24 protein-coding genes, 1 tRNA gene and 2 pseudogenes are annotated in these 23,628 nt (G+C 70.8%); 20 read left to right on the top strand and 7 right to left on the bottom strand.

Annotated features, from left to right (window positions below; genetic code table 11):
- Nucleotides 1-6 precede the first annotated feature (6 nt).
- The 4 genes from QP939_RS21470 to QP939_RS21455 are packed head-to-tail and all read left to right on the top strand — an operon-like array spanning nucleotide 7 to nucleotide 3,864.
- On the top strand, nucleotides 7-1,128 hold the full coding sequence (locus tag QP939_RS21470; protein ID WP_285458587.1) for a histidine kinase: 1,122 nt from the start codon (nucleotides 7-9) through the stop codon (nucleotides 1,126-1,128).
- A complete protein-coding gene (locus QP939_RS21465) occupies nucleotides 1,125-1,781 on the top strand; it encodes a response regulator (RefSeq protein WP_285458586.1) in 657 nt (218 codons plus the stop codon). The genes QP939_RS21470 and QP939_RS21465 overlap by 4 nt, the downstream gene beginning before the upstream one ends.
- Before the next feature lie 45 nt (nucleotides 1,782-1,826).
- Entirely contained in the window at nucleotides 1,827-2,666 is an 840-nt protein-coding gene (locus QP939_RS21460; protein WP_285458585.1) for an alpha/beta fold hydrolase, read from the top strand.
- Nucleotides 2,667-2,682: 16 nt separating this feature from the next.
- The gene (locus QP939_RS21455) at nucleotides 2,683-3,864 is read left to right on the top strand and encodes a PQQ-dependent sugar dehydrogenase (RefSeq protein WP_285458584.1); all 1,182 of its coding nucleotides are present in this window, start codon (nucleotides 2,683-2,685) and stop codon (nucleotides 3,862-3,864) included.
- Between the two features lie 195 nt (nucleotides 3,865-4,059).
- Here QP939_RS21455 and QP939_RS21450 read toward each other — a convergent pair whose 3' ends face one another.
- A complete protein-coding gene (locus QP939_RS21450) occupies nucleotides 4,060-4,785 on the bottom strand; it encodes an SDR family NAD(P)-dependent oxidoreductase (protein WP_285458583.1) in 726 nt (241 codons plus the stop codon).
- A 60-nt stretch (nucleotides 4,786-4,845) separates the two neighbouring features.
- Here QP939_RS21450 and QP939_RS21445 point away from each other — a divergent pair, with 60 nt between their 5' ends.
- From QP939_RS21445 to QP939_RS21430, 4 genes are read left to right on the top strand one after another with little or no spacing between them, the layout of a single operon-like run.
- The gene (locus QP939_RS21445; protein WP_285459809.1) at nucleotides 4,846-5,238 is read left to right on the top strand and encodes an NUDIX hydrolase; all 393 of its coding nucleotides are present in this window, start codon (nucleotides 4,846-4,848) and stop codon (nucleotides 5,236-5,238) included.
- On the top strand, nucleotides 5,235-5,627 hold the full coding sequence (locus tag QP939_RS21440) for an NUDIX hydrolase (RefSeq protein WP_285458581.1): 393 nt from the start codon (nucleotides 5,235-5,237) through the stop codon (nucleotides 5,625-5,627). The genes QP939_RS21445 and QP939_RS21440 overlap by 4 nt, the downstream gene beginning before the upstream one ends.
- Before the next feature lie 22 nt (nucleotides 5,628-5,649).
- Nucleotides 5,650-6,840, top strand: a complete 1,191-nt coding sequence (locus QP939_RS21435) for an ATP-binding protein (protein WP_285458580.1) — start codon at nucleotides 5,650-5,652, stop codon at nucleotides 6,838-6,840.
- The gene (locus QP939_RS21430) at nucleotides 6,830-7,057 is read left to right on the top strand and encodes a hypothetical protein (protein ID WP_285458579.1); all 228 of its coding nucleotides are present in this window, start codon (nucleotides 6,830-6,832) and stop codon (nucleotides 7,055-7,057) included. Before QP939_RS21435 ends, QP939_RS21430 begins: the two co-directional genes overlap by 11 nt.
- Here QP939_RS21430 and QP939_RS21425 read toward each other — a convergent pair.
- Together QP939_RS21425 and QP939_RS21420 are read right to left on the bottom strand one after the other, a co-directional pair.
- Nucleotides 7,054-7,647: a TetR/AcrR family transcriptional regulator gene (locus QP939_RS21425; RefSeq protein WP_003062116.1), complete on the bottom strand. Its 594-nt coding sequence runs from the start codon at nucleotides 7,645-7,647 to the stop codon at nucleotides 7,054-7,056. The genes QP939_RS21430 and QP939_RS21425 overlap by 4 nt on opposite strands.
- Before the next feature lie 92 nt (nucleotides 7,648-7,739).
- Nucleotides 7,740-8,705, bottom strand: a complete 966-nt coding sequence (locus QP939_RS21420) for an acyl-CoA desaturase (protein WP_285458578.1) — start codon at nucleotides 8,703-8,705, stop codon at nucleotides 7,740-7,742.
- Between the two features lie 200 nt (nucleotides 8,706-8,905).
- On the opposite strand from QP939_RS21420, the gene QP939_RS21415 reads away from it, so the two are divergent.
- From QP939_RS21415 to QP939_RS21395, 5 genes and pseudogenes are all read left to right on the top strand, one after another.
- Nucleotides 8,906-8,977 (top strand) — tRNA-Gln (locus QP939_RS21415).
- Nucleotides 8,978-9,006: 29 nt separating this feature from the next.
- The gene (locus QP939_RS21410; protein ID WP_285458577.1) at nucleotides 9,007-10,761 is read left to right on the top strand and encodes a GGDEF domain-containing protein; all 1,755 of its coding nucleotides are present in this window, start codon (nucleotides 9,007-9,009) and stop codon (nucleotides 10,759-10,761) included.
- Between the two features lie 48 nt (nucleotides 10,762-10,809).
- Nucleotides 10,810-12,303 carry a bifunctional UDP-N-acetylglucosamine diphosphorylase/glucosamine-1-phosphate N-acetyltransferase GlmU gene (gene glmU / locus QP939_RS21405; RefSeq protein ID WP_285458576.1) on the top strand — a complete coding sequence of 498 codons (1,494 nt, stop codon included), beginning with the start codon at nucleotides 10,810-10,812 and terminating at the stop codon, nucleotides 12,301-12,303.
- Nucleotides 12,300-13,281 (top strand): annotated as a pseudogene (locus QP939_RS21400) (ribose-phosphate diphosphokinase). The gene glmU and the pseudogene QP939_RS21400 overlap by 4 nt, the downstream one beginning before the upstream one ends.
- Nucleotides 13,282-13,413: 132 nt before the next feature.
- Complete coding sequence (locus tag QP939_RS21395) at nucleotides 13,414-14,280, top strand: TIGR03621 family F420-dependent LLM class oxidoreductase (protein ID WP_285458575.1); 867 nt, start codon at nucleotides 13,414-13,416, stop codon at nucleotides 14,278-14,280.
- On the opposite strand, the gene QP939_RS21390 is transcribed toward QP939_RS21395, so the two are convergent.
- Nucleotides 14,274-14,915 (bottom strand): NAD(P)-dependent oxidoreductase, encoded by a 642-nt coding sequence (locus QP939_RS21390; RefSeq protein WP_285458574.1) that lies wholly within the window; start codon nucleotides 14,913-14,915, stop codon nucleotides 14,274-14,276. The two genes, QP939_RS21395 and QP939_RS21390, sit on opposite strands and share 7 nt — an antisense overlap.
- A gap of 98 nt (nucleotides 14,916-15,013) precedes the next feature.
- On the bottom strand, nucleotides 15,014-16,144 hold the full coding sequence (locus QP939_RS21385) for a hypothetical protein (RefSeq protein ID WP_285458573.1): 1,131 nt from the start codon (nucleotides 16,142-16,144) through the stop codon (nucleotides 15,014-15,016).
- 195 nt (nucleotides 16,145-16,339) lie between these two features.
- Between QP939_RS21385 and QP939_RS21380 the strand changes: the two genes are divergently transcribed.
- The 5 genes and pseudogenes from QP939_RS21380 to QP939_RS21360 all read left to right on the top strand — a co-directional run bounded on the left by QP939_RS21380 (nucleotide 16,340) and on the right by QP939_RS21360 (nucleotide 18,545).
- Nucleotides 16,340-16,462, top strand: coding sequence for a hypothetical protein (locus QP939_RS21380; RefSeq protein WP_285458572.1), 123 nt, complete (start codon nucleotides 16,340-16,342; stop codon nucleotides 16,460-16,462).
- A 14-nt stretch (nucleotides 16,463-16,476) separates the two neighbouring features.
- Nucleotides 16,477-17,079, top strand: coding sequence for a 50S ribosomal protein L25/general stress protein Ctc (locus tag QP939_RS21375; protein WP_285458571.1), 603 nt, complete (start codon nucleotides 16,477-16,479; stop codon nucleotides 17,077-17,079).
- Nucleotides 17,080-17,088: 9 nt separating this feature from the next.
- A pseudogene (pth, locus tag QP939_RS21370) lies at nucleotides 17,089-17,683 on the top strand (aminoacyl-tRNA hydrolase).
- A gap of 21 nt (nucleotides 17,684-17,704) precedes the next feature.
- Nucleotides 17,705-18,016, top strand: coding sequence for a DivIVA domain-containing protein (locus QP939_RS21365; RefSeq protein ID WP_285458570.1), 312 nt, complete (start codon nucleotides 17,705-17,707; stop codon nucleotides 18,014-18,016).
- Between the two features lie 172 nt (nucleotides 18,017-18,188).
- Nucleotides 18,189-18,545 carry a DivIVA domain-containing protein gene (locus QP939_RS21360; RefSeq protein WP_285458569.1) on the top strand — a complete coding sequence of 119 codons (357 nt, stop codon included), beginning with the start codon at nucleotides 18,189-18,191 and terminating at the stop codon, nucleotides 18,543-18,545.
- Nucleotides 18,546-18,610: 65 nt separating this feature from the next.
- Here the strand turns inward: QP939_RS21360 and QP939_RS21355 are convergent, their stop codons facing one another.
- Entirely contained in the window at nucleotides 18,611-20,299 is a 1,689-nt protein-coding gene (locus QP939_RS21355) for a fatty acyl-AMP ligase (protein WP_285458568.1), read from the bottom strand.
- Between the two features lie 274 nt (nucleotides 20,300-20,573).
- Between QP939_RS21355 and QP939_RS21350 the strand changes: the two genes are divergently transcribed.
- Together QP939_RS21350 and QP939_RS21345 are read left to right on the top strand one after the other, a co-directional pair.
- Nucleotides 20,574-20,795, top strand: coding sequence for a hypothetical protein (locus QP939_RS21350; RefSeq protein ID WP_285458567.1), 222 nt, complete (start codon nucleotides 20,574-20,576; stop codon nucleotides 20,793-20,795).
- Entirely contained in the window at nucleotides 20,792-21,862 is a 1,071-nt protein-coding gene (locus tag QP939_RS21345) for a helix-turn-helix domain-containing protein (RefSeq protein ID WP_285458566.1), read from the top strand. Before QP939_RS21350 ends, QP939_RS21345 begins: the two co-directional genes overlap by 4 nt.
- Nucleotide 21,863: 1 nt before the next feature.
- On the opposite strand, the gene QP939_RS21340 is transcribed toward QP939_RS21345, so the two are convergent.
- The gene (locus tag QP939_RS21340) at nucleotides 21,864-23,627 is read right to left on the bottom strand and encodes an ABC-F family ATP-binding cassette domain-containing protein (RefSeq protein WP_285458565.1); all 1,764 of its coding nucleotides are present in this window, start codon (nucleotides 23,625-23,627) and stop codon (nucleotides 21,864-21,866) included.
- Between the last annotated feature and the right edge of the window lies 1 nt (nucleotide 23,628).

Here is a 23,628-nt window from a genome sequence, read left to right as displayed (position 1 = left end):
CGGTCCGTGGAACGGCTCGTGGTGTGGGTGCGCAGGCACCAGTGGACGAAGGACCTGCCGCTGTACGCGGTGTTCGTCTTCCTCGCGCCCAGCTGGTCGAACGAACAGCCGTGGGTCATCCGCGCGATCCCGATGCTGTTCCTGCTCCCGCTCCTGGTCCGCCGCCGGTTCCCGCGCACGGCCGCGGTGCTCGTCATCGCCGGGGCCGTGGCGGTGTACACCAACGAGATCTGGGCCTACGACCGCGGCCGCACCGAGCTGGCGATGGCCGTCGTGCTGTTCACCCTGGTCAAGCTCGGGCAGCGGGGGTTCGCCGCGCTGATCACCGTCGCGATCTTCGTCCTCGGCTGGCAGTGGGGGTTCGTCTGGGGCACCTACACCGAGAACCCGACCTTCACGGTCGTCGGGGTCTGGCCGCTGCACATCGCCGCGTGGACACTCGGCGAGTTCTTCCGCAAGAAAGCCCAGCTCACCGCGGAAGAGGAGAAACGGGCGGACGCCCAGGCGCGCGCCGCCGTCGCCGAAGAACGCACCCGGATCGCCCGCGAACTGCACGACGTCCTCGCGCACAGCATGAGCGTGATCGTGCTCAACGCCGAAGGCGCGAAGCTCGCCCGGCACCGCGACCCCGCGGCCGTCGACCGCACACTCGACACGATCGGCCGCACCGGCCGGGACGCGCTCGCCGAGCTGCGGCGGCTGCTCGAAGTCCTGCACGCGGGCCAGGACGGCCGCAGCCCGCAGCCGACCGTCGCCGAGCTGCGGGAACTCGTCGAGCAGTCCGGGCGCGACGTCGCGCTCGACGTCACCGGCGACCCGGGCGGCCTGCCCGCGAGCGCCGCGCTGCAGGCGTACCGGATCGTCCAGGAGGCACTGACCAACATGATCAAGCACGCCCCGGCGGACGCGACCGGCCGCGTCGCCGTCGCCTTCGAGCCGCGCGAGATCCGGATCGAGGTGACGAACACCGGTGGCCGCGCGCCCGCGCCCGCCCCGGCCCTGCCGTCGTCGGGGCGCGGGCTGCCGGGGATGCGCCAGCGCGTCGAGATGTTCCACGGCGAGCTGACGGCCGGCCCGCGCCCGGACGGCGGCTACCGCGTGCACGCCAGCCTGGTGGTCGAGCCGTGACCACGCGGGTGCTGCTGTGCGACGACCAGGAGCTGGTGCGCGTCGGGCTGCGGATGATCGTCGAGAGCCAGGACGACCTGGTCGTCGCCGGGGAAGCCGCCAACGGCGAGGAAGCCGTCGAGCTGGCCCGGGAGCTGCGGCCCGACCTGGTGCTGATGGACGTCCGGATGCCGGTGCTCGACGGCGTCGCGGCGACCGAGCGGATCTGCGCCGAGCTGCCCGGCGTGCGCGTCCTGATCATCACGACGTTCGACCTCGACGAGTACGCGTACGCCGCGTTGCGCGCCGGGGCCAGCGGGTTCCTGGTGAAGGACGCGCCGTCGGAGGAGATGCTCGTCGCGGTGCGGGGAGTGCTGCGCGGCGACTCGATGGTCTCGCCGTCGGTCACGCGGCGGCTGCTCGACCGCTACCTCGCCGACGACCGCGACCCGGCGGACGCCGCGAAGCTCGACGCGCTGACCGAACGCGAGAAGGACGTGCTCGGGCTCATCGCGCGCGGGCTGTCCAACGGCGAGATCGCCGCGAAGCTGTACATCGGCGAGACGACGGTGAAGACGCACGTCGGGCGCATTCTCGGCAAGCTGCGGCTGCGCGACCGCGTGCACGCGGTGGTCTTCGCCTACGAGTCCGGACTTGTCCGACCTGGCAGCTAACCTTCCCTGTTTATCCGCTTGATAGGGAACGTTAGAGTAGTTTGCATGACGATCTATAAATCCGAAGCTGGTGCTCGCCTGCTGCGGGAGCGCTACCTCGACGTCCTGAAGGCGTGGCCCGGCCCCCACGAGCAGCTGCGCGTGCCGACGCCCGAAGGCGAGACGTTCGTCGTCGCGGGTGGCCCGGCCGACGCCCCGCCGCTGGTGCTGCTGCACGGCTCCGGCAGCAACTCCGGCGAGTGGGCGGAGCGGTTCGCGACGCTGACCGAGCGGTTCCGGGTCTACGCCGTCGACATCATCGGCGAGCCGGGACTGAGCGCCGAGACGCGGCCGCCGCTGGCCACCGACCGGTACGCGACCTGGCTGGACGCGGTGCTCGACCACGTCGGCGCGGCGCGGGCGGCCTTCCTGACCTCGTCGTTCGGGGGCTGGCTCGCCCTCGACTACGCGACCCGTCGACCGGAGCGCGTCGCGGCGCTGGCGCTGCGCTGCCCGATCGGCCTCGGCCCGATGAAGAAGGGGTTCGTCGTCAAGGCCGTCCTGCTGGCGCTGCTCGGCCAGAAGGGGCGGCGGAAAGCCGTGGCCGGCGTGCTCGGCGCGGACGCGGAGCCGCGGATCGTGGACCACCAGCTGCTGGTGTCGGCGAACTACCGCTACCGCACCGGGCCGTTCCCGGTCTTCGACGACACCGCGCTGGCGAAGCTGACCATGCCCGTCTACGCGGTCGCCGGGGCGGAGGACGCCATGGTCGACTCGGCGACGACGAAACGCCGTCTCGAAGCCGCCGGGGCCACGGTCGACCTCGTGCCCGGCACCGGCCACTACATCCCGGGCTCGCGCGATCTGGAGTTCCTCGTCGCGGCGAACGGTGATTTCACCGGTTGATGGCAGGATGAGCCGTATGCGGTGTGTGCTGGGTCTCATCGGTGTGGTGTCCCTGCTGGTCGCGGGCTGCTCGGGGGCGGCGAGCGAGCCGATCCAGAGCGTCCCGCCCGCCGCGACGCCGACGGCGTCGACCGGGAAGTTCAAGGTCGAGACGGTGACCGCCGGGCTCGAGCACGGCTGGGACGTCGGCTTCCTGCCCGACGGCGGCATCCTCGTGCCGCAGCGGCCCGGCAAGCTCGCGCTGGTCCGCGGCGGACAGGCGACCGAGGTGCGCGCCGACTTCTCCGACGTCCTCGTCAAGGGCGAGGGCGGGCTGCTCGGCATGGTCGTCAGCCCGGACTTCTCGACCAGCCGCGAGTTCATCACCTGCCAGGACCACCAGGAGGGCGGCAAGGCCGTCGACATCCGGCTGGTGACGTGGAAGCTGGCCGAAGACGGCGCCTCCGCGACCCGGGTCCGCGATCTCCTGACCGGCTTGCCGGTGAACCCGAGCGGGCGGCACTCCGGCTGCCGCCCGACGTTCGCCCCGGACGGCGCGCTGCTGGTCGGCACCGGCGACACGGCGCGCGCGTCGATCGCCCAGGACCGGCACTCCCTCGGCGGCAAGGTGCTGCGGATGGACGCGAAGACCGGGAAGCCGTTGCCGGACAACCCGTTCATCACGTCGGCGGACCCGCGGGAGCGGCTGATCTACACCTATGGGCACCGCAACGTCCAGGGCGTGGCGATCCGGCCGGGCAGCGGCCAGGTGATCACGGCCGAGCACGGTCCGACGTTCGACGACGAGGTCAACCTGCTGAAGCCGGGCGCGAACTACGGCTGGGACCCGTCGAAGGGCGGCACGGACACGAGCTACGACGAGAGCGTGCCGATGACCGACCTCAAGCGCTTCCCGGACGCGGTGAGTCCACTGTGGACGTCGGGGAAGATCACCGAGGCGATCAGCGGCGATGCGTTCCTGACCGGCGCGCAGTGGGGTTCGAACGACGGCGCGCTGGTCGTGGTGGCGCTCAAGGGCCAGAAGCTGCTGATGTACCACCTGGACGCGGCGGGCAAGGTCCTGGACGTGACGCTGCCCCCGGAGTTCGACGACAAGTTCGGCAGGCTGCGCGCGGTCCGCAGCGGCCCGGACGGCGCCCTGTACGTGACGACGTCGGACGGAACGGACGACAAGCTCCTGAAGGTCACGCCCGCCTGATCATGGGAAAGTCACACCGAGCCGGTGCCCTCGGCACTGTCGCCCGGGGGTCCGATCGCGGAACATATTCGGTACCAAGAGTTTTCGCCCGCCACCGACGAGTGTTGGACGCGGTCCGAAGAGCGTTTTCCCGCGGCAGCACCGCGCTGGTCCCCGAGCGCCACCGCCGACCTGGCGCTCGGGGACCGGCTTCCACTACTTCCCGAGGTGGGCGCCCCCGTTGACGTGCACGACCTGCCCGGTGACGTGCCCGGCGGCGGGGCTCGCCAGGAAGGCCACGACGGCGGCGACGTCTTCCGGCGTGCCGGGCCGCTTGTTCATGGTGTTCCCGACCAGCCATTCCCGACGGCGATCGCTGAGCTTGCCGTGGAAGAACTCGGTGTCCCCGACCAGCCCGGGCGCGACGACGTTCGCGGTGATCCCGCGCGGGCCGAACTCCCTGGCGACGCTGACGTTCCAGCCTTCGACGGCGGCTTTGGCGGCACCATAGGACCCGGCGCCGGTGTGCGCGGCGATCGAGCCGATGGTGACGATCCGCGCGCCGTCGGCGAACCGCTCGCGCAGCGCGTGGGTCACCAGCGCGGCACTGACCACATTGGACCGCAGGTTCCGTTCGAAGGCGGCCGCGAACCCGGCCAAGCCGTCACCCTCGCCGTCGAGGAAGTCGGTGTTGCCCCCGGCGTTGTTGACGAGGACGTCAACGCGGCCGGGCAACTCCCCGAGTGCGGCTTCGACGGCGCCCGGATCGGCGGCATCGAAGACGACGGGCCGCGCGCCCAGCAGCGTCGCGGCTTCGGTGAGCACGTTCTCGCGGCGCCCGGTGATTGTGACGCGGTCACCCGCTTCGGCGAAGGCCGCCGCGACGGCGTACCCGATGCCGGTGCCGCCGCCGGTCACCACCACTTCCCGGTTGGTCCCCATGTGCTCGAGGGTAGTGCTTAGGATCGGGACATGACGAAGATCGATCCGGCCACGTCCGGCGTGATCGACAAGATCGCCTGGATCCACGTGGTGGACGGCCGGGTCCTGGCGGCACGCTCGCGGGGCAAGGACAAGTTCTACCTGCCCGGCGGCAAGCGCGAGCCGGGCGAGACGGACGCCGAGACGCTCGTGCGGGAGATCCGCGAAGAACTGGGCGTGGAGATCACGCCGTCGACGATCTCCCCGGCAGGCACCTTCGAAGGGCAGGCGCACGGGCACGCGGAGGGCGTTCACGTCCGCACGACCGCCTACTCGGCCGACTACCAAGGAAATCTCCGGGCCTGCAGCGAGATCGAGGAAATCGCCTGGCTCGGCTACGCGGACCGGCCGAGGGTGTCGCTGGTGGCGCAAATGATCTTCGACCACCTGCACGAAACCGGCCGGCTGCCGTGATCGACAAGATCGCCTGGCTGCACCTCGTGGACGGCCGGGTCCTCAGCACGCGCTCACGCGGCAAAGACGTCTACTACCTGCCCGGCGGCAAGCGCGAGCCCGGTGAGACGGACGCCGAGACGCTCGTGCGGGAGGTCCGCGAGGAACTGGACGTGGCGATCGCCGAGCCGACCATCGAACCGGCCGGGGTGTTCGAAGCGGAGGCACACGGCCACGCGGCGGGCGTCCTGGTGCGGATGACCTGCTACACCGCGGAGTACACCGGCACCCCGCGCGCCAGCAGCGAGATCGAAGAGATCGTCTGGCTCGAGTACGCGGACCGGGACCGGGTCTCGGCGGTGGACAAGCTGATCTTCGACCACCTGCACGAAACCGGACGGCTCCACTAGCGTCGTCGGGCAGAATCGGACGATGACCGTCGACGGTGGCGAGCAGTACTTCGACCTGAACATCGAACGAGTGCTGGAGCACTGGCCCGTCGCCTTCGCGATCCGCGAGGTCATCGCGAACGCTCTCGACGAACACGCCCTCACCGGGACCGCCGAACCCGTGATCGCCGAGGACGCCGCGGGTGCGTGGCACGTCGCCGACTTCGGCCGCGGACTTCGCTACACGCACCTCACGCAGAACGAGAACGACGAGAAGCGCCGGTCCGGTGCCGTCATCGGCCAGTTCGGGATGGGCCTGAAGGACGCGCTCGCCGTCTTCGACCGGCACGACGTCCGCGTGGAGATCCGGTCCGCGCACGGCGACATCACCACCCGGCAGCGGGCCAAGGAAACCTTCTCCGACGTGCGGACCCTGCACGCCGTGATCCGCCCGCCCGCCGATCCCCACCGGGCCGGTACCGACGTCGTGCTGCACGGCGTCACCGCGGACGACGTCGCCGCGGCCCAGAACTTCTTCCTGCACTACAGCGGCGACCACCTGCTGGAGACCACCTCCGTCGGCCAGGTCCTGAAGCGGGTTTCCCCCGCCGCGCCCGGCCGGATCTACGTCAAGGGGCTCCTCGTCGCCGAAGAGCCGAACTTCCTGTTCTCCTACAACATCACCGACATCAACGCGCCGTTGCGCCGGGCCCTCAACCGCGAGCGCAGCAACGTCGGCCGGTCCGCCTACACCGACCGGGTCAAGGCGATCCTCAAGCAGTGCCGCGTGAGCGGCGTCGTGTCGCCGCTGGCCGAAGACCTCGCCGAGTTCGCAACCGGGCAGCTGCACGACGAACTGAGCTGGCGTGAGATCGCCGTGCACGCCTGCACGGTGCTGGCGAGCCAGGAGAAGGTCGTCTTCGTGACGCCGGCGGAGCTTCCAGGAAGGCACTCCCCAGCTCCGCTACGCCGAGGACGACGGGTACCGGCTGGTCACCGTTCCGCTGGACGTGTCGGCGAAGCTCGCCCAGCAGGTCGACCTGACCGGCCGCCCGTTGCTCAACCTGAGCCGCTACGGCGAGGCTTGGAACGACAGCTTCGTCTTCACCCTCGTGAGCACCGCGGACCTGACGCCGCCGGAGCGTTCCGTCTACGAACTGACCGACGCGGTCCTGCGCCTCGCGGAAATCGACCGGCGCCCCGGCGTCGTGATCTCGGAGACCATGCGCCTTGACGAAACCGGGCACTCCACCGTCGGCTTGTGGGAACCGGCCGAGAACCGGATCGTGATCCACCGCGGTCAGCTCGCCGGAGCCGCCGAGTACTGCGCGACGCTGCTGCACGAACTCACGCACGCCATGTCCGGGGAACCCGACAACTCGCTGGAGTTCGAGGCCGCGCTGACCGCGATGCTGGGAAAGCTCGCCCTCCGCGCGCTGCCCCGCGGCTAACCCAGGCGGAGCTTCGGCTTGTGCTCCAAGTGCGACAGCCCGTTCCAAGCGAGATTCACCAGATGAGCCGCGACTTCGTCCCGCTTCGGCTTCCGGGCGTCCAGCCACCACTGCCCGGTCAAGGCGACCATCCCGACCAAGGCCTGGGCATACAACGCGGCCAGCTTCTCGTCATACCCCCGAGCCGCGAACTGCTGGGCGAGGATGTGCTCCACCTGGCTGGCGATGTCGTTCAGGACAGTCGAAAACGTCCCGGTGGAACTGGCCACCGGCGAGTCACGCACGAGAATCCGGAAGCCGTCGTGGGAATCCTCGACGTACGACAGCAAAGCCGTCGCCGCCTGCTCCAGCATCGCCCGCGGGTGACCGCCGTGCAGCGTCGAGACCATCCGGTCCAGCAACAGCTGCGTCTCGCGGTCGACGACCACCGCGTAGATGCCCTCTTTGCCGCCGAAGTGCTCGTACACCACCGGTTTCGACACGTTGGCGCGGTGCGCGATCTCCTCGATCGACGTCCCGTCGAAGCCCTTCTCGGCGAACAACGCCCTCGCCACGTTGAGCAGCTGCTGGCGCCGCTCGGTGCCGGTCATCCGGACGCGGGTCACCGGGGCGGCCGGACGCGCCCCGGTGACCTGCTCACGCTTCGAACGTCGTCTCCCCGCCACCGGGGCAGCCTAGTTGACTAGTGCTTCTCGGTGGCGATTCGGGCCAGGCGCTGGGGCGTCGGCCAGCGGACGTCGTGCACCCAGCCGAACTTCTCGAAGATCCAGATCAGCCGCGCGGAGATGTCGATCTGGCCGCGCTTCACGCCGTGGCGGGCCGACGTCGGGTCCGCGTGGTGCAGGTTGTGCCAGGACTCGCCGAAGCTGAAGATCGCCAGCGGCCAGAAGTTCGCCGACTTGTCGCGGGCGGCGAACGGGCGCTCGCCGATCATGTGGCAGATCGAGTTGACCGACCACGTCACGTGGTGCAGCACGCAGATGCGCACCAGACCGGCCCAGAAGAACGCCGTCACCGCGCCCCACAGCGACCACGAAATCAAGCCGCCGAGCAGCGCCGGGAGCGTCAGGCTGACCAGGGCCCACAGCCAGAACAGGTCGTCGACCTTCTTGATCGCCGGGTCCTTCACCAGGTCCGGCGCGAACCGCTCGGCGTTCGTCTGGTCGCGCTCGAACAGCCAGCCCATGTGGGCGTGCCAGAAGCCCTTCGCGATGGCCCACGGCGAGGTGCCGAACGCCCAGGGCGAGTGCGGGTCGCCGTCGCGGTCGGAGAACGCGTGGTGGCGGCGGTGGTCGGCGACCCAGGTGATCACCGGGCCCTGCAGGGCGATGCTGCCCGCGATCGCCATCAGCACGCGCAGCCACTGCTTGGCCTTGAACGAGCCGTGCGTGAAGTAGCGGTGGTACGACACCGTGATGCCGAGCCCGCTGATCGCGTAGAACACCACGAAGATGCCGACGTCGACCCAGCTCAGTCCCCAGCCCCAGGCGAACGGCACGGCGACCAGCAAGGCCACCAGCGGCGCGATCACGCCGAAGTAGACCGACAGCTGCACGCCGATGCCGCGCTGGCCGTCGACGACGGGTTTGGGGCCCTTCGGAGCCGGCGGCTCCCCGGTGGGCTGTGAACGGTCGAGCGTGGCCGTCATACGCTTCACTTCTTCCTGCACGGTGCCCTGCGAAGGGTGACCTAACCTACGATGCCGTAAGTTACGGTACAGGAGGTTCCGGCGGCTGGGGAGTGCCTGAACCCACACCCTTCTCCGGGCGGGGGGTACCCGGGGACGCGCCGCCTAACGCATCCCCCGCGCGGACGACACCCGATCGTCGCTATCCTGACCAGGATCGATCCGCCGTAGTGTAATCGGCAGCACTTCAGATTTTGGTTCTGACAGTTCAGGTTCGAATCCTGGCGGCGGAGCAGACGACCCGACCCACGACACCGGGAGGATGGCGCTGACCGAAGAGGCGACCGACCCGGTGGCGGCCAGGCGGCCCGCGCTGATCGAGATGTCCGACGCCTGGCTCGTCGGACGAGCGCGCGAGCTGAGCGCCGCGGTCCAGCGGGCCGAGTACACCCAGCAGCTCGAGATCGTCGCGAGCCTGGACGAGCTGCTCGACGAGACCCAGCGACGCGGTGAACCCCTGCTCGTGGCCCAGCTGCTGCGCGCGTCCGCGCTGGCCCGGCTGATCACCAAGGGCCTGGCCGCCGAGGCGGAGCCCCGGCTCGACGAGATGCTCGCGCACACCCGGCGCCACGGCATCGCCCTGCTGCGGGCCGACGCGCACGCCCTGCGCGGGCGCCGCCTGGTCATCGCCGCGCAGGAGGACGCCGCGCTCACCGAGATCGCCAGGGCGCTGGCCATCCTGGACGACTCCACCATCCCGGACCGGCAGGTCGGCGTCCGCAACTGGAACCGGCTGCTGTCCTCCACCCTGATCGACTGCTGGCTCGTGCTCAACCAGCTCGGCGTCTACGAGGCCGCCGAAGAGGTGATCGGGCGGGCCGCCGCGGCGATCCGCGAGAGCGCGAGCCCGCACGACATCGCGCTGCAGCTGATGAACCGCATCAAGATGCTGCTCGGCTGGGGTCTGCGCCTGGAGCGCATCGAGGAGTACGACGAGAGCGCGGAGAAGTTCCGGACCGCGGCCTCCATGGGCGCCGCCGCCGAGGGCCCGTTCGCCGAGTCGCTGTTCCCGCGCAAGGCGAACGTGCCGGCGATCGACCAGGTCGGCGTCCTGGCCGCGGCACCGGCGCTGCACGAGCCGGGCGCCGAGCACATCGCGCGGCTCGAGAACATCTACACCGAACGCGCCTTCGGGCACGACCGGGAGATCGTCGCGATCGCGCTGGCGCGCTGCCTGGACCGGGACGGCCGCCGCGACGAGGCGCTCGAGGTGCTGCGCGACGCCCGCCAGTCCATCCAGGACGACACCTCGCAGCCGTCGATGCGGCTCAACATCGCCCGCGAGCTGGCCCGGCTCGACACCAGCCCGGACTACGCGTCCGGCGCGAGCCAGTCGCTGATCGACTACGCGACCCGCCTCGAGTCCGAGATGTGGAGCCTGCGCGAGTCGCAGATCGCCACGCTGAACGCGCGTCGCGAGCACGAGCGGCTGTCGGCCGAGCACGGCGCGATCACCCAGCAGGCCCTGCAGGACCCGCTCACCGGCCTGCCGAACCGCCGCGCGCTCGACGAGAAGCTGCGTCAGCTGGCTTCTTCGGCCGACGCGCAGCCGCTGGCGGTCGCGCTGGTCGACCTCGACGGCTTCAAGGGCGTCAACGACAAGCAGTCACACGCCGAAGGCGACAACGTCCTGCGTGTCGTCGCGAGCACGCTTCGTGACGCCCTGCGCGGTGACGACCTGGTGGCGCGCTACGGCGGCGACGAGTTCATCGTGCTGCTCCCCGGCACGCCGGCGTCCGCGGCGAAGATGGCGCTCGGCCGCGCAGTGAAATCCGTCGCAGGCCTGCCGCACCACCTCTCGCACGGCGTCACGCTCTCGATCGGGCTGGTCTCGCTGCGGCCGCAGGAACGCGGCGAGCAGGTCCTCGCGCGCGCGGACGCGGCCATGTACCAGGCGAAACGCGGTGGCGGCAACCAGGTGGCGTCGGCGAACTCGATGGCCGCGGACCCGGCCGCCGCGTGGGCGAGCGAGGCCCCTCCGACCGACCCCGCGTGGGACGCCGAAGAGCACAGTTAGGATCGGAGCCCGACAGAAGCCACCTGCTGGTAACCGTTGGGAGCGCCGTTGACCGGCCCGCTGAGCACGTTGATCCTCGCCGCGGGTGAGGGCACCCGCATGCGATCCGCGACCGCGAAGGTGCTGCACCCGATCGCCGGGCGCCCCCTCGTCGAGCACGCCGTCCGGGCCGCGGCCGGACTGGACCCCGAACACCTCGTGGTGGTCGTCGGCCACGGCCGCGAACTGGTCGGCGAGCGCCTCGCCCAGGTCGGCGCCGCGCTCGGGCGCGCCGTCGGCACCGCGGTCCAGGACCAGCAGAAGGGCACCGGCCACGCCGTGTCCTGCGCGCTCGCCACCCTCCCCGCGGACCTCACCGGCACCGTGCTCGTCAGCTACGGCGACGTCCCCCTGCTCGACACCGCGACCCTCGGCGCGCTGCTCGCCGAGCACACCGAAGCCAAGAACGCCGTCACGGTGCTGACCGCGGTGGTCGCCGACCCGACCGGCTACGGCCGGATCGTGCGCGACGCGGCGGGCAAGGTCACCGGGATCGTCGAGCACAAGGACGCCACCCCCGAGCAGGCCGAGATCACCGAGATCAACTCGGGCGTGTACGCGTTCGACGCCGCCGTGCTGCGCGACGGCCTTTCGCGGCTCTCGACCGACAACGCGCAGGGCGAGCTGTACCTGACCGACGTGCTCGGCATCGCGAACGGCGACGGCCTGCACGTCGGCGCGCTGGTCGTCGACGACCCGTGGCTCACCGAGGGCGTCAACGACCGCGTCCAGCTGTCGGTGCTCGGCGCCGAGCTGAACCGCCGGATCGTGCAGCGCTGGCAGCGCGAAGGCGTCACGGTCGTCGACCCGGCTTCGACGTGGATCGACGCCGGCGTGACCCTGTCGCGTGACGTCGTCATCGAGCCCGGCGTGCAGCTCAAGGGCACGACAACGGTCGGCGAAGGCACCACGATCGGGCCCGACAGCACCCTGACGAACATGACCATCGGCGCCCGCGCCTCCGTGGTGCGCGTGCACGGTTCGGACTCCGAGCTGGGCGACGGCGTCAACGTCGGCCCGTTCACCTACCTGCGGCCGGGCACGAAGCTGGGCGAGAAGGGCAAGCTCGGCGCGTTCGTCGAGACGAAGTCCGCCGACATCGGCGCCGGCACGAAGGTGCCGCACCTGACCTACGTCGGCGACGCCACGATCGGCGAGCACAGCAACATCGGCTGCTCCAGCGTGTTCGTGAACTACGACGGCGTCCACAAGCACCGGACCGTTATCGGGTCGTATGTCCGGTTGGGCGCGGACAACACGTTCGTCGCCCCGGTGCACGTCGGCGACGGCGCTTACAGTGGAGCGGGCGCGGTGATCCGGGAGGACGTCCCGCCGGGCGCACTCGCGGTGTCCGCGCCGCCGCAGCGCACCATCGAAGGCTGGGCGGTCCGGCGCAGGCCGGGCACGCCCGCGGCGGAGGCGGCCGAGGCCGCCCTCGCCAAGCAGGACACCACCGCCGTGTCCGAAGCCGCAGCAGGGAACGACGGGGAGTCGCCAGCATGAGTCCGAAGCAAGGCACGCCGAAGAAGAACTTGATGCTCTTCTCCGGGCGCGCACACCGGGAAGCTCGCCGAAGAGGTCGCCCAGCACCTCAACGTGACGATCACCCCGCAGACGGCGCACACGTTCGCCAACGGCGAGCTGTTCGTCCGCTTCGAGGAGTCCGTCCGCGGCACCGACGCCTTCGTCATCCAGGCGCACACCACGCCCATCAACGAGTACGTGATGGAGCAGCTGATCATGGTGGACGCGCTCAAGCGGGCGAGCGCGAAGCGGATCACGGTCGTGATGCCGTTCTACCCGTACGCGCGCCAGGACAAGAAGCACAAGGGCCGCGAGCCGATCTCGGCCCGGCTGATCGCGGACCTGTTCAAGACCGCGGGCGCCGACCGGATCATGACGGTCGACCTGCACACCGCGCAGATCCAGGGCTTCTTCGACGGCCCGGTCGACCACCTGATGGCCCAGACGGTGCTGGCCGACCACATCAAGGACACCTACGGCGACGCCGACATCACGGTCGTCTCGCCGGACTCGGGCCGCGTGCGGCTGGCCGAGAAGTGGGCCGCCCAGCTGGGCGACCGCCCGATCGCGTTCATCCACAAGACGCGCGACCCGGACAAGCCCAACCAGGCGGTGGCCAACCGCGTGGTCGGCAAGGTCGAGGGCAAGCTGTGCGTCCTGATCGACGACATGATCGACACGGGCGGCACGATCGTGAAGGCGACGGAAGCGCTGATCGACGAGGGCGCGGCGGACGTGGTCATCGCGACGACGCACGGAATCCTGTCGGACCCGGCGACCCAGCGGCTCTCGGCGTGCAAGGCGCGCGAGGTCATCGTGACGAACTCGCTGCCGATCCCGGAGGAGAAGCGCTTCCCGGGTCTGACGGTGCTGTCGATCGCCCCGATGCTGGCGGAGGCCATCCAGCAGGTCTTCGAGGACGGCTCGGTCACGTCCCTCTTCGACGGCAACGCCTGAGTCCCGTACCCGTCGTGAGTGTTTAGGGCGGTTAGAACCGCCCTAAACACTCACGACCGGTTGCGGCACCGTGCTTTCCGCCGGGCGCGAAATCCCGTCGCCGGTGCGGGTTTCGGGGCTAGCGTCCCCGGCATGGGGAAGTTCAAGTTCGGCGTCAGCCTTCGTGAAATCGGCAGCCGGGACGCCTGGGTCGCCAAGTGCCGCCGGGTCGAGGCGCTCGGCTACGACGCCATCACCGTGCCCGACCACCTCGGCACCGGACGCTTCGCGCCCTTCCCGGTGCTCGCCACGGCCGCCGCCGTCACGGAACGGGTGCGGCTCGGCACCCTCGTCTCCAACGTGCCCTTCTACAACCTCGCCCTCTTCGCCCGCGAAGCCTCTTCGACGGCCGCGCTGCTCGACGGGCGTCTCGACCTCGGCCTCGGCGCCGGGCACATGAAGAGCGAGTTCGACGCCGCCGGGCTGCCGTGGCAGGGCGCCGAGCAGCGGATCGCCTGTCTCGAAGAAAGCGTCGGCTACCTGCGGAAACACTTCGAAGACGAAGACCTGGACATGCCCCCGCTGCTCATCGCGGGCAACAGCGACGGCGTCCTGTCGCTGGCCGCCGAGCATGCCGACATCGTGGGCTTCGCCGGACTCCGGCAGCAGCCGGGCAAACCGCCGGGCACCTTCAAGCTCGACAACGCCGAGGCCATGGACGAGCGGGTGCGGTACTTCCGCGCGAAGACCGGCCGCGACGTCGAGTACAACATGCTCGTCCAGCACGTCCAGGTCACCGAAGATCGTGCGAAGGCCGCTGAGGCGTGGCACGAGAAGACCGAGCGCAGCGCCGTCCCCGACACCCGCGAACTCCTCGACGCGCCGCAGCTCCTGCTGGGCACCGTCGAGGAGATCGCGGAGCAGCTCGAAAACCGGGGCGAGCGCTACGGCTTCACCTACATCACGGTCTTCGAGCCGTTCTTCGAAACCTTCGCCCCGGTGCTCAACGAACTTCAGTAAGCGACGGTGAAGCGGGCGCGGCGGTGCTTCGGCTGCTCGATCTCGTCGACGTACGCGATCGCGTAGTCGTCGCCGCCGATGAACGATTTGCCGTTCTCGTCCGTCAGCAGGATGTCGCCGCCGAGGCGGAACTCGCCCGTGCGCTCGCCCGGGACCCACGCGCCGAACTCGGCCGCCGGGCTGACGTAGAACCAGTCCAAGTCCGCCGGCTGCTCGCGCAGCAGGTCGAGCACCGCGGCGTGGCTGCCCGCCTCGTCCTTGTACTCCGCCGGGAACTCCGGGGTGTCGAACAGCCGCGGCCCGCCCTCGGCGACCAGCAGGCTCGACGCACCGCCCACAAAGGACAGCCGGACGCCGTTCTCGCGCGCGATCCTGGCCAGCGCGGGGACCGCGTCGATCAGCTTCTTGCCGTCGATCGCGCGGGCCGGGGTGGCGACCACGATGACGTCCGCGTCCTTGGCGACCTGGGCGACGAACTCCTCGTCGTGCAGGGAACCCTGGACCGCGTCGGCGCCCTCGGGCACCGAACCGGGGTGGCGCGCGACGCCGACGACCTCGTGCCCGCGCCGCAACGCCTCCGCGGCGATCTTGCCGCCCGCGTACCCCGTCGCCCCGAAAACCACCAGCTTGGCCATGACTCTTCTCCGTTCGCTCCGGCTGTTCGCAGCCGATGCTAAGAACGGAAGATCACCTACTTCAACGGAAGCAACGCACCCCCGGGTAGGTGTCCAGGTCAGCCGCCCAGGCCCGCGAACTCCGTGGCGACCTTCTGCTTCACGGCGTTGACGTCGATGGCCGCGCGGACCTCCGCGGTCGCGTTCGGCTTGGACAGCACCTGGTAGCTGGCCGTGCGGTTGGGCAGCTTGAACTTGACCGTGCAGGACATCTTCACCGTCGCGTACGGCTCCGCGTCGGCCGCCGTCGTGCACGTCTGCGCGCCGAGCGACTCGGCGCTGACCTCGACCGAGAGGTTGATGTGCACGACGCTCTTCTCCCCCGACGCCGGTGAGCCGACGACGCTGGTCGAGACGTCGACCGTCGTCGTGCACGAGCCGACGAAGTCCTTGCAGTCGAGGCTGTCGTTCGTGACCACGGCACTGGCCTGCACCAGGCCCTCGAACGGCTGGCCGAGCCCGCCGACCGCGGCGTCGACGTCGGTGTGGAACGCCTTCAGCGCGTCGCCGGAAAGCGCGTCGACGCGGAACTCGGCGCCATACTTCGGCCCGGCCTGCGGGTCGAGCAGCACCGGGGCGAAGCTGACGACTCGGTGCGGCTTGGCCGCCGTGACGCGCAGGACGCTCGGTGCGCCGCCGAGCTGGTAGACCTCGGTGCCGTCCGGGAGCTTGGCCTTCACCGGCTCGCTCAGCCGGTCCAGCCCGGGTAGCGCCTTGCGGAGCGCGTCGGCGAGCGCGGCGGGCGCGAACCGGGCCGCCGGGTCGAACGGCAGCTCGGAGCCGAGCGAACGCACCCAGCTGGTGCCGAACTGGGTGCCCTCGTCGATCGCGTGGGCCTTCCAGTAGTCGGCGTCGGCCCGCAGGTAGAACCCGCCGCCCGCGGCCGTCACCTGGACGACGCGGCCTTCGAGCGGCAGCGCGCCGACGGCGGTGCCACCGCGGGTGACCCGGAACTGCTGCTCGGCCGGGTTGCCGGAGGCGTCCTTGACCGTGGACTTCAGCGCCAGCGCGGGGGCCTTGCCCAGCGCGTCGAGGGCCGCGTCGACCGCGGCGCGCTGCTCGGCGCGCCGGTCGGCGGTCTGCTGGTCGGCGGCGGACACGCCGGCGGTGCCGGGCACCGCCACCTGGCAGCCCGCGAGCAGCCCGCCCAGCAGCAGCACCGCCGCCGCCACGCCCCGTCGAGCCCGCATCTGCGCCCCCTGCTCTCCCGCTACGCCGAGCACACCTCGGCCGGTGAAGTCTCGCCACCGGAATTGTGTCGTCACGTACCGGGGTCCAGGAGGGTTCTAGCCTGGGGCGGGCACCCGCCGCAACCCACCGTGATGAGGTTGGTTTACACTCTTGAGGTTGTCTCGGCGAGGCGGGGCCCGTCCAGGGTGCCCGGCGTGATCGACGCGGCGGCTCGAGTAGCCCCCGTCGTCGTGCACGCCCGGAAACTCGCCGCCGAACGCAACCGCCTGAGCAAAACAAAGACCGGCTTTCCCCCGCCGCCTGCTGTCTTGATTTGAAGGAGTGCCACACCGTGTCCGAGGTACGTCTGTCCGTCGAGCCGCGCACCGAGTTCGGCAAGGGCGCCGCGCGCCGCACGCGTCGCGCCGGCAAGATCCCCGCCGTTCTGTACGGCCACGGCTCGGACCCGCGGCACTTCGCGCTGCCGGCCATCGAGTTCGCCCGCGTCGTCCGCGAGAACGGCTCGAACGCCGTCATCACCCTCGCCATCGAGGGCTCCGACGAGCTCGCGCTGACGAAGACGATCGTCGTGCACCCGCTGAAGAACTACATCGAGCACGTCGACCTGCTGGTCGTGAAGCGCGGCGAGAAGATCGTCGTCGACGTCCCGGTCGTCGTCTCCGGCACCCCCGGCCCCGGCGGCCTGGTCAACCAGGACGTCGACACCCTCCAGGTCGAGGTCGAGGCGCTGCACATCCCGGAGCAGTTCGAGGTCTCGATCGAGGGCCTCGAGGTCGGCACCCAGATCCTCGCCGGCCAGGTCGAGCTGCCCAAGGGCGCGACCCTGGTCACCGACCCCGAGTCGCTGGTCGTGGCCGTCAACGAGCCGCAGCGTGAAGAGGCCGACGACGAGGCCGCCGAGGCGGGCGAAGAGTCGGCCGAAGCCGCCGAATAACCTTTCCGCATGACCGAAGACCTGCCCGGGGCCGGCGAGCTGATCCTGCTCGCCGGCCTCGGCAATCCCGGGCCCCAGTACGCCGGAAACCGGCACAACGTCGGTTTCATGGTGCTGGACGAGCTCGCCGCCCGCATCGGCGGCAAGTTCAAGGCGCACAAGACCGGCGGCGAAGTGCTCGAAGGCCGCCTGGCCGGCCGCCGCGTCGTGCTGGTGAAGCCGCGGTCGTACATGAACCTCTCGGGCGGGCCCGTCGTCGGCGCGGCCCGGTTCTACAAGGTGCCGCCGTCCGGGGTCGTCGTGGTGCACGACGAGCTGGACGTCGACTTCGGCGCCCTGAAGCTCAAGTTCGGCGGCGGCGACAACGGCCACAACGGGCTCCGCTCGATCACGAAGTCGCTCGGTACCCGCGACTACTACCGGGTGCGGTTCGGCATCGGCCGCCCGCCCGGCCGCCAGGACCCGGCGGACTTCGTGCTGAAGGACTTCTCGACGGTCGAGCGCAAGGAGCTTCCCGTTCGAGGTGGACCGGTGCGCGGACGCGACCGAGGCGCTGGTCGGCACCGGTCTCGCGGCCGCGCAGAACGCCTTCCATGCGGGCTGACCCCGGTGGCAAGGTGACCCCATGACCCCCGACGAAGTCCGGGCGATCGCGTTCGGCAAGCCCCGGTTCGGCCGTCGCGGCTACAACGAGGACGAGGTCGACGCCTTCCTCGACCTGATCGCCGAGGCGCTCGCGGGGCGGAACATCCTCACCCCCGACGACATCCACTACGTCGAGTTCACCATCATGCCGATCGGCATGCGCAGCTACGACCAGGCCCAGGTCGACCTGTTCCTCGACGAGGCCGAGGCGGCGCTCGTCGAGCTGCGCAACCCCCGGCCGGTGGTCGAGGAGCAGCCGCCGCCGGGCCGCCGGAAGTGGTTCGGCCGCTGACCACGCTGTGAACCCGGCCACAACGCGCTGGGTAGCGTCTTCTCACTCGATGGCGGCCGCGGGACCGCCCTTCGGGGTGAGCTTCCGGGCTGCCCCTTCCGGGGGAGCCTGTTCACGGGTTAGGACGGTGTACGGGAGTTCGCACCGCTCAATCCCGGAATCGGAGAGTTCCATGTCGTTCACCGCCGAAGACCTCGCCGAGGTCACCTTCGGTAACGCCCCGATCGGCCGCCGTGGCTACGCGAAGCACGAGGTCGACGAGTTCGTCCGGCGTATCGCCAAGACGATCGCCGAGGAGGACGACCTGACCGCCGCCGAAGTGCACCACGTGGTGTTCTCGAAGCCGCTGATCGGCAAGCGCGGCTACGACGAACGCGAAGTCGACGACTTCCTGGACAAGGTCGAAGACCAGCTCGCGGCCCGCACGGGCCACGCCCCGGACCTCCCGGGCGCCCGCACCCCCGACGAAGCCACCGCCGACCGAGCCACCCCACCCACTCTCCGAGCCGAGCGCCTCCAGCAGCGCTAAAGCGGAACTTTCCCTATGAAAGTGCCGCCCTCCGGGCCGTGCACTTTCATAGGGAAAGTGACGCGTCAGGCGTCGGCGTTGCGGGTGATCTTGTCCGCGAACTGCTGTGCCGTCGCCGCGCGCTTGACCTTGCCTGATGGGGTCTTCGGCAGGCTGCCCGCCGGGAGCACCACCACCGCGTACGGCCGCATGTCGACCGCGTCGCGGACCCGGGCCGAGACCTGCTTCATCAGGTTCTTCTCGGCCTCGGCGTCGCCCGCCAGCTTCGACTCGACGACCACCGCGAACCGCTCGCGGCGGCTGCCCGCGTCGAGCCGGACCGCCACCGCGTTGCCCGCCCGGACTCCCTCGACCGACGTCGCCGCGCGCTCGATGTCCGTCGGGTACAGGTTGCGGCCGCCCATGATGATGACGTCCTTGCGGCGGCCGCAGATGACGATCTGCCCGTCGACCAGGTAGCCGAGGTCGCCGGTGTTCAGCCAGCCCTCGGCGTCCTGCGTACCGACCGGGCCTTCCATGGTCAGGTAGCCGGGCGTCACGGCCTCGCCGCGCAGCCGGATCTCGCCGACCTCGCGCTCGCCCAGACGCGAACCCGACTCGTTGACGATCTCCGCCTCGAGCCCGTCGAGCGGACGGCCGAGCAGCGCGAACGACCGGACGCTGTCGGTCCCGCGCCGCGGGTCGCCTTCCGGCACCGGAACCGCGCGGTTGTCGGCCTCCAGCGCGTCGGCCTCGACGACATCGAGCGTGAGCCCGGTGAACAGCGGCGCGAACGACACCGCGAGCGTCGCTTCGGCCATGCCGTAGGCCGGGAACACGCATTCGGCGGGCATCTTGAACCGGGCCCCGGCGTCCACGAAGGTCTGGACGGCGGTCTCGTCGATGGGCTCGGCGCCGTTCAGCGCGATGCGCAGCTTCGAGAGGTCGTAGGCGTTGTCGTCGTCGACGCGAGCCATCCGGCGCCCGACGATCGCGTACGCGAAGTTCGGCGCCGCCGTCGTCGTGCCGCCGTACTTGGTGATCAGCTCCGGCCAGATCAACGGACCCGAAAGGAACTCGACCGGCGTGATCTTGACGAGCTCGACGCCGAAGGTCATCGGCACGGTCAGGAACCCGACCATGCCCATGTCGTGGAACGTCGGCAGCCAGGACACCATGACGTCGACGTCGAAGTCGAACTCCGCGCGGTCGACCATGGCCTTGACGTTGGAGTACAGGTTCCCGTAGGTGATCCGCACGGCCTTGGGGTCGGCGGTCGAGCCGCTCGTCAGCTGCAGCAGCGCGGTGTCGCCCTCGTCGGTCTCGACGACGCTCTCGAGCGGCGACGCGGCGGCGAGGTCGGTGATGAGCTTGAAGCCGATGCCCTTCTGCTCCAGCACCGGGGCGAGCTGGTCGAACGGCTCGCCCAGCAGCACGAGGTCCGAGCCGATCATCCCGAGCACGCGCACGGTGTCCTCGGCCCACTCGGCGAGGTCGGTGCGCGGGGTCGGCTGGTGCAGCATGGTGACGCTGCCCCCGGCGAGCCAGACGGCCTGCACGGTCGGCGCGATCAGCACCGGCGCGGCGGCGAGCACCGCCACGGCACCCCCGCGCTCGAACCCGCCCGCGACCAGCCCGCCGGCGATCCGCCGGGCTTCCTCGTGCACCTCGGCCCAGGTCCGCCGGACCGGCTCCTTCGGCTCCCCGGTGACCATGCCCCGCTGCTGACCCCGCCCCGTCGCGGTGGCGACAAGCGTGTCCACGAACCTGCTCATGGCGGAGACATTACTGTCTGGGTGTCAACGTCCGCGTGCCAACTCGGCACCCGGGTGCGTTCCACGGCGTTGCGCGCCCCGCCGCCGCTGTTCACAGCCCTGACCTGCGCCACCGTTGCGCCTTTTCCGGCCGTTGCGCGCGCGTCCGGCGGTCCCGCAACAGCGGGCGCGGACGAAGTCGCAACGGCTTCCGCCTTCCCGGCGCCCGCATCCGGCCCGCACGATCGCAGCACGACGCCGGCCGCGGAGCCGGCGCGAAACCGGGGAGGTCCTCATGTCCGTGTTCCCGCCCGTCCGCCGCCGCCTCTCGGCTCTGTGCTTCGTCCCCGCCGACCGGATCGTCCTGCTCGTGTTCGGCTTCGCGGCGGCACTCCTGCTCGCCGGTCACTCGCCGGACGCCGTCGTCGCGTTCGTGGGCTCGCTCGCCCAAATCACCGCGACACTCACCAGCCGACGCCGTAACACCGGACCCGCCCCGGACGTTGTCCAGCCGTGACGACCGACGAAACCACGGCGCGCGAAAGCGTCTCGCCGGGTGAGGCCGAGGAAGCGCTGACCCGCGAGCTGAAGCGGCTGGTCGACGGGAGCGGCCGGTCGTTGCGGTCCCTCGGGCACGACCTCAACGTCTCCCCCTCGACGCTTTCGCGCGCGACGAGCGGGAAGGCGTTGCCGTCGCTGGCGATCGCGCTCGCCGTCGCCCGGGCCACCGGTGGCGACCCGGACCAGGTCGGGCGGCTCTGGTCGGCCGCCGACGAGGAACGCCGGACCGGCCTGGCCACGCCCGTCGAAGGGGACGAACGCGAACTGCTGCGCATGACCGCGGCCGCGCTCAACGCCGAGCGGCAGCGCCGCGGCCTTTCGCTCGACAAGCTGGCGAAGACCTCCGGCTGGAGCAAGACCACGCTCTCCACGCTGCTGCGCGGCGAGCGCGTGCCGGACATGTCCCTGCTCCAGGACGTCCTGCAGGCGATGGACCTGACCGACGCCGAGGCGGGCAACTGGGCGACGAGGTTCGCGCGAGCCGCCGAAAACGCCCGGCTGGGCGCGCTCGCGCGGCCGGAGGTCGCCGTCGAGACCGCGCTGGTTCCGCTGCGCGCCCAGCTGCGGCGGTGGAAGCTGGCCGTCGTCGCGGTCGCCGCGCTCGCGCTGGCCGGGCTCGTCGTCGGGGCGCTCGGGCTCTATTCGGCGACGAACCTGCCGGAGTCGGTGTTCGACACCGGCCCCACCACGACCGTCACCGTCGGGACGCCGGTGCCGCCGGGACCGAAGACGGCCCAGGTCGACGTCGGGCTGGCCGCCGAGCTGATGTCGGTGTTCGAGCAGCCGAGCGCGAGCGCCAAGGTCACCTCGACGGTCCGGTCGAAGACGTGGGTGGAGGTCACCTGCGCGCAGGTCACCGACCGGGAGTTCACCGACACCGGCCTCATCGGCGGGAACCGGGCGCAGACCACGAAGACCTGGCTGAAGATCGCCGTCAACGGCCACGACCTCGGGTACGCGCCGAGCATCTACCTCAAGCTGTACGACTACGAGCGGCCGGTCCGGCAGCCACCCGCCTGCTGACTCACTCCAGCAGTTCGGACGTCTCCAGCCAGCGCGCTTCGACGTCCTCGATCTCGCCCTGGACGCCCTTCAGCTCGGCGTTGAGCTCCATCAGCTTCGCCGGGTCCGTCGCCGCCTCCAGCAGGGACGCGTGGAGCTTCTCCTCCTTGGCGTGCAGCTGGTCGAGCTTGCGCTCCAGCCGCCCCAGCTCCTTCTGGGCCGCCCGCAGGTCCGCCGCCGACTTCTTCGCCTCGACCTTCGCCGCCGAAGGCGCCGCACCCGAAACCGGAGCGGCCGCCGCGCGGCGGTTCAGGTACTCCTCGATGCCGCCCGGCAGGTGCGTGATCCGGCCGTCGCCGAAGAGCGCGACGATCGTGTCGCACACGCGCTCCACCAGGTAGCGGTCGTGCGAGACGACGACCATCGTGCCCGGCCAGCCGTCGAGGAGGTCCTCCAGCTGCTGCAGCGTGTCGATGTCCAGGTCGTTCGTCGGCTCGTCGAGCAGCAGCACGTTCGGCTCGGCCATCAGCAGCCGGCACAGCTGCAGCCGGCGCCGCTCGCCGCCGGAGAGGTCCGCGACCGGCGTCCACTGGCGGGCCGCCGGGAAGCCCAGCTTTTCGCCCAGCTGCGACGCCGTCATCTCCTGCTTGCCGAACACCACGCGCCCGGCCACCTGCTCGATCGCCTGCAGCACGCGCAGGTCGCCGGGCAGGTCGTCGAGCTCCTGGCGCAGGTGCGCGAGCGCGACCGTCTTGCCCTCGATCCGGCGGCCGGTCGACGCCTCGACGTCACCGCCGAGCAGCTTCAGCAGCGACGTCTTGCCGGAGCCGTTCACCCCGACCAGGCCGATCCGGTCGCCCGGGCCGATCCGCCAGGTGACGTGGTCGAGCAGCTTCCGGTCGCCCACCTGGTAGGTGGTGTCCTCCAGCTCCAGGACGGTCTTGCCGAGCCGTCGCTTGGCGAAGGCCTGCAGCTCGACGGAGTCACGCGGCGGCGGGACGTCGGCGATCAGCGCCTCGGCCGCCTCGACGCGGTAACGCGGCTTCGACGACCGCGCCTGCGGGCCGCGGCGCAGCCACGCCAGCTCCTTGCGGGCCAGGTTCTGCCGCTTCTCCTCGGCCGTCGCGGCCAGCCGCGCGCGTTCCGCACGGGCGAAGATCCAGTCGGCGTAACCGCCTTCGTACTGCTCGACGCGGCCGTTCGCGACCTCCCACGTCAGCGTCGCGACGGTGTCGAGGAACCACCGGTCGTGGGTCACGACCACGACCGCGATCTTGCGCGCCAGCAGGTGGTCGGCGAGCCAGCGGACACCTTCGACGTCCAGGTGGTTGGTCGGCTCGTCGAGCACGACCAGGTCGAGCTCGCCGGTCAGCGCGGCGGCCAGGGAAACCCGGCGCCGCTCGCCGCCGGAGAGGTTCGCGGTCGGCGTCTCCAGCCCGATCGCGGTGATCCCCAATCCGTCCACAATGGACCGGACGCGGGCGTCGGCCGCCCACTCGTGCTCGGCCCCGTAGCGTTCGAGCACGACGTCGCCGACCGTGCTGCCGTCCGGCAGCTCCGTGCGCTGGGTGACCACCGCCATCCGCAGGTCGCGCACGTGGCTCACCCGGCCGGAGTCCGGTTCGGACAGTCCGGAAAGGACTTCCAGCAGGGTGGTCTTGCCACCGCCGTTGAGGCCGACGACGCCGATGCGCTGCCCGGCCGCGACCCCCAGCGACACGCCGTCCAGGAGCGGCTTCACCCCGTAGGACTTGCTCACCGCCTCCAGGTTGACCAGGTTGGGCATC

This window comes from Amycolatopsis nalaikhensis (assembly GCF_030264295.1).
In the GTDB taxonomy this organism is placed as follows: domain Bacteria; phylum Actinomycetota; class Actinomycetes; order Mycobacteriales; family Pseudonocardiaceae; genus Amycolatopsis; species Amycolatopsis nalaikhensis.
The sequence above is the reverse complement of the archived record's forward strand: the minus strand, read 5'-3'. Positions and strand labels throughout refer to the sequence as shown.

Bases quoted from the DNA above. Each gene is read 5' to 3' on its own strand.
- QP939_RS21460 (WP_285458585.1), top strand. From the start codon at position 1,827: ATGACGATCTATAAATCCGAAGCTGGTGCTCGCCTGCTGCGGGAGCGC.
- QP939_RS21455 (WP_285458584.1), top strand. From the start codon at position 2,683: ATGCGGTGTGTGCTGGGTCTCATCGGTGTGGTGTCCCTGCTGGTCGCG.
- QP939_RS21450 (WP_285458583.1), bottom strand. From the start codon at position 4,785: ATGGGGACCAACCGGGAAGTGGTGGTGACCGGCGGCGGCACCGGCATC.
- QP939_RS21435 (WP_285458580.1), top strand. From the start codon at position 5,650: ATGACCGTCGACGGTGGCGAGCAGTACTTCGACCTGAACATCGAACGA.
- QP939_RS21430 (WP_285458579.1), top strand. From the start codon at position 6,830: ATGCGCCTTGACGAAACCGGGCACTCCACCGTCGGCTTGTGGGAACCG.
- QP939_RS21425 (WP_003062116.1), bottom strand. From the start codon at position 7,647: ATGACCGGCACCGAGCGGCGCCAGCAGCTGCTCAACGTGGCGAGGGCG.
- QP939_RS21420 (WP_285458578.1), bottom strand. From the start codon at position 8,705: ATGACGGCCACGCTCGACCGTTCACAGCCCACCGGGGAGCCGCCGGCT.
- QP939_RS21410 (WP_285458577.1), top strand. From the start codon at position 9,007: ATGGCGCTGACCGAAGAGGCGACCGACCCGGTGGCGGCCAGGCGGCCC.
- QP939_RS21395 (WP_285458575.1), top strand. From the start codon at position 13,414: ATGGGGAAGTTCAAGTTCGGCGTCAGCCTTCGTGAAATCGGCAGCCGG.
- QP939_RS21390 (WP_285458574.1), bottom strand. From the start codon at position 14,915: ATGGCCAAGCTGGTGGTTTTCGGGGCGACGGGGTACGCGGGCGGCAAG.
- QP939_RS21385 (WP_285458573.1), bottom strand. From the start codon at position 16,144: ATGCGGGCTCGACGGGGCGTGGCGGCGGCGGTGCTGCTGCTGGGCGGG.
- QP939_RS21365 (WP_285458570.1), top strand. From the start codon at position 17,705: ATGACCCCCGACGAAGTCCGGGCGATCGCGTTCGGCAAGCCCCGGTTC.
- QP939_RS21360 (WP_285458569.1), top strand. From the start codon at position 18,189: ATGTCGTTCACCGCCGAAGACCTCGCCGAGGTCACCTTCGGTAACGCC.
- QP939_RS21355 (WP_285458568.1), bottom strand. From the start codon at position 20,299: ATGAGCAGGTTCGTGGACACGCTTGTCGCCACCGCGACGGGGCGGGGT.
- QP939_RS21350 (WP_285458567.1), top strand. From the start codon at position 20,574: ATGTCCGTGTTCCCGCCCGTCCGCCGCCGCCTCTCGGCTCTGTGCTTC.
- QP939_RS21340 (WP_285458565.1), bottom strand. From the start codon at position 23,627: ATGCCCAACCTGGTCAACCTGGAGGCGGTGAGCAAGTCCTACGGGGTG.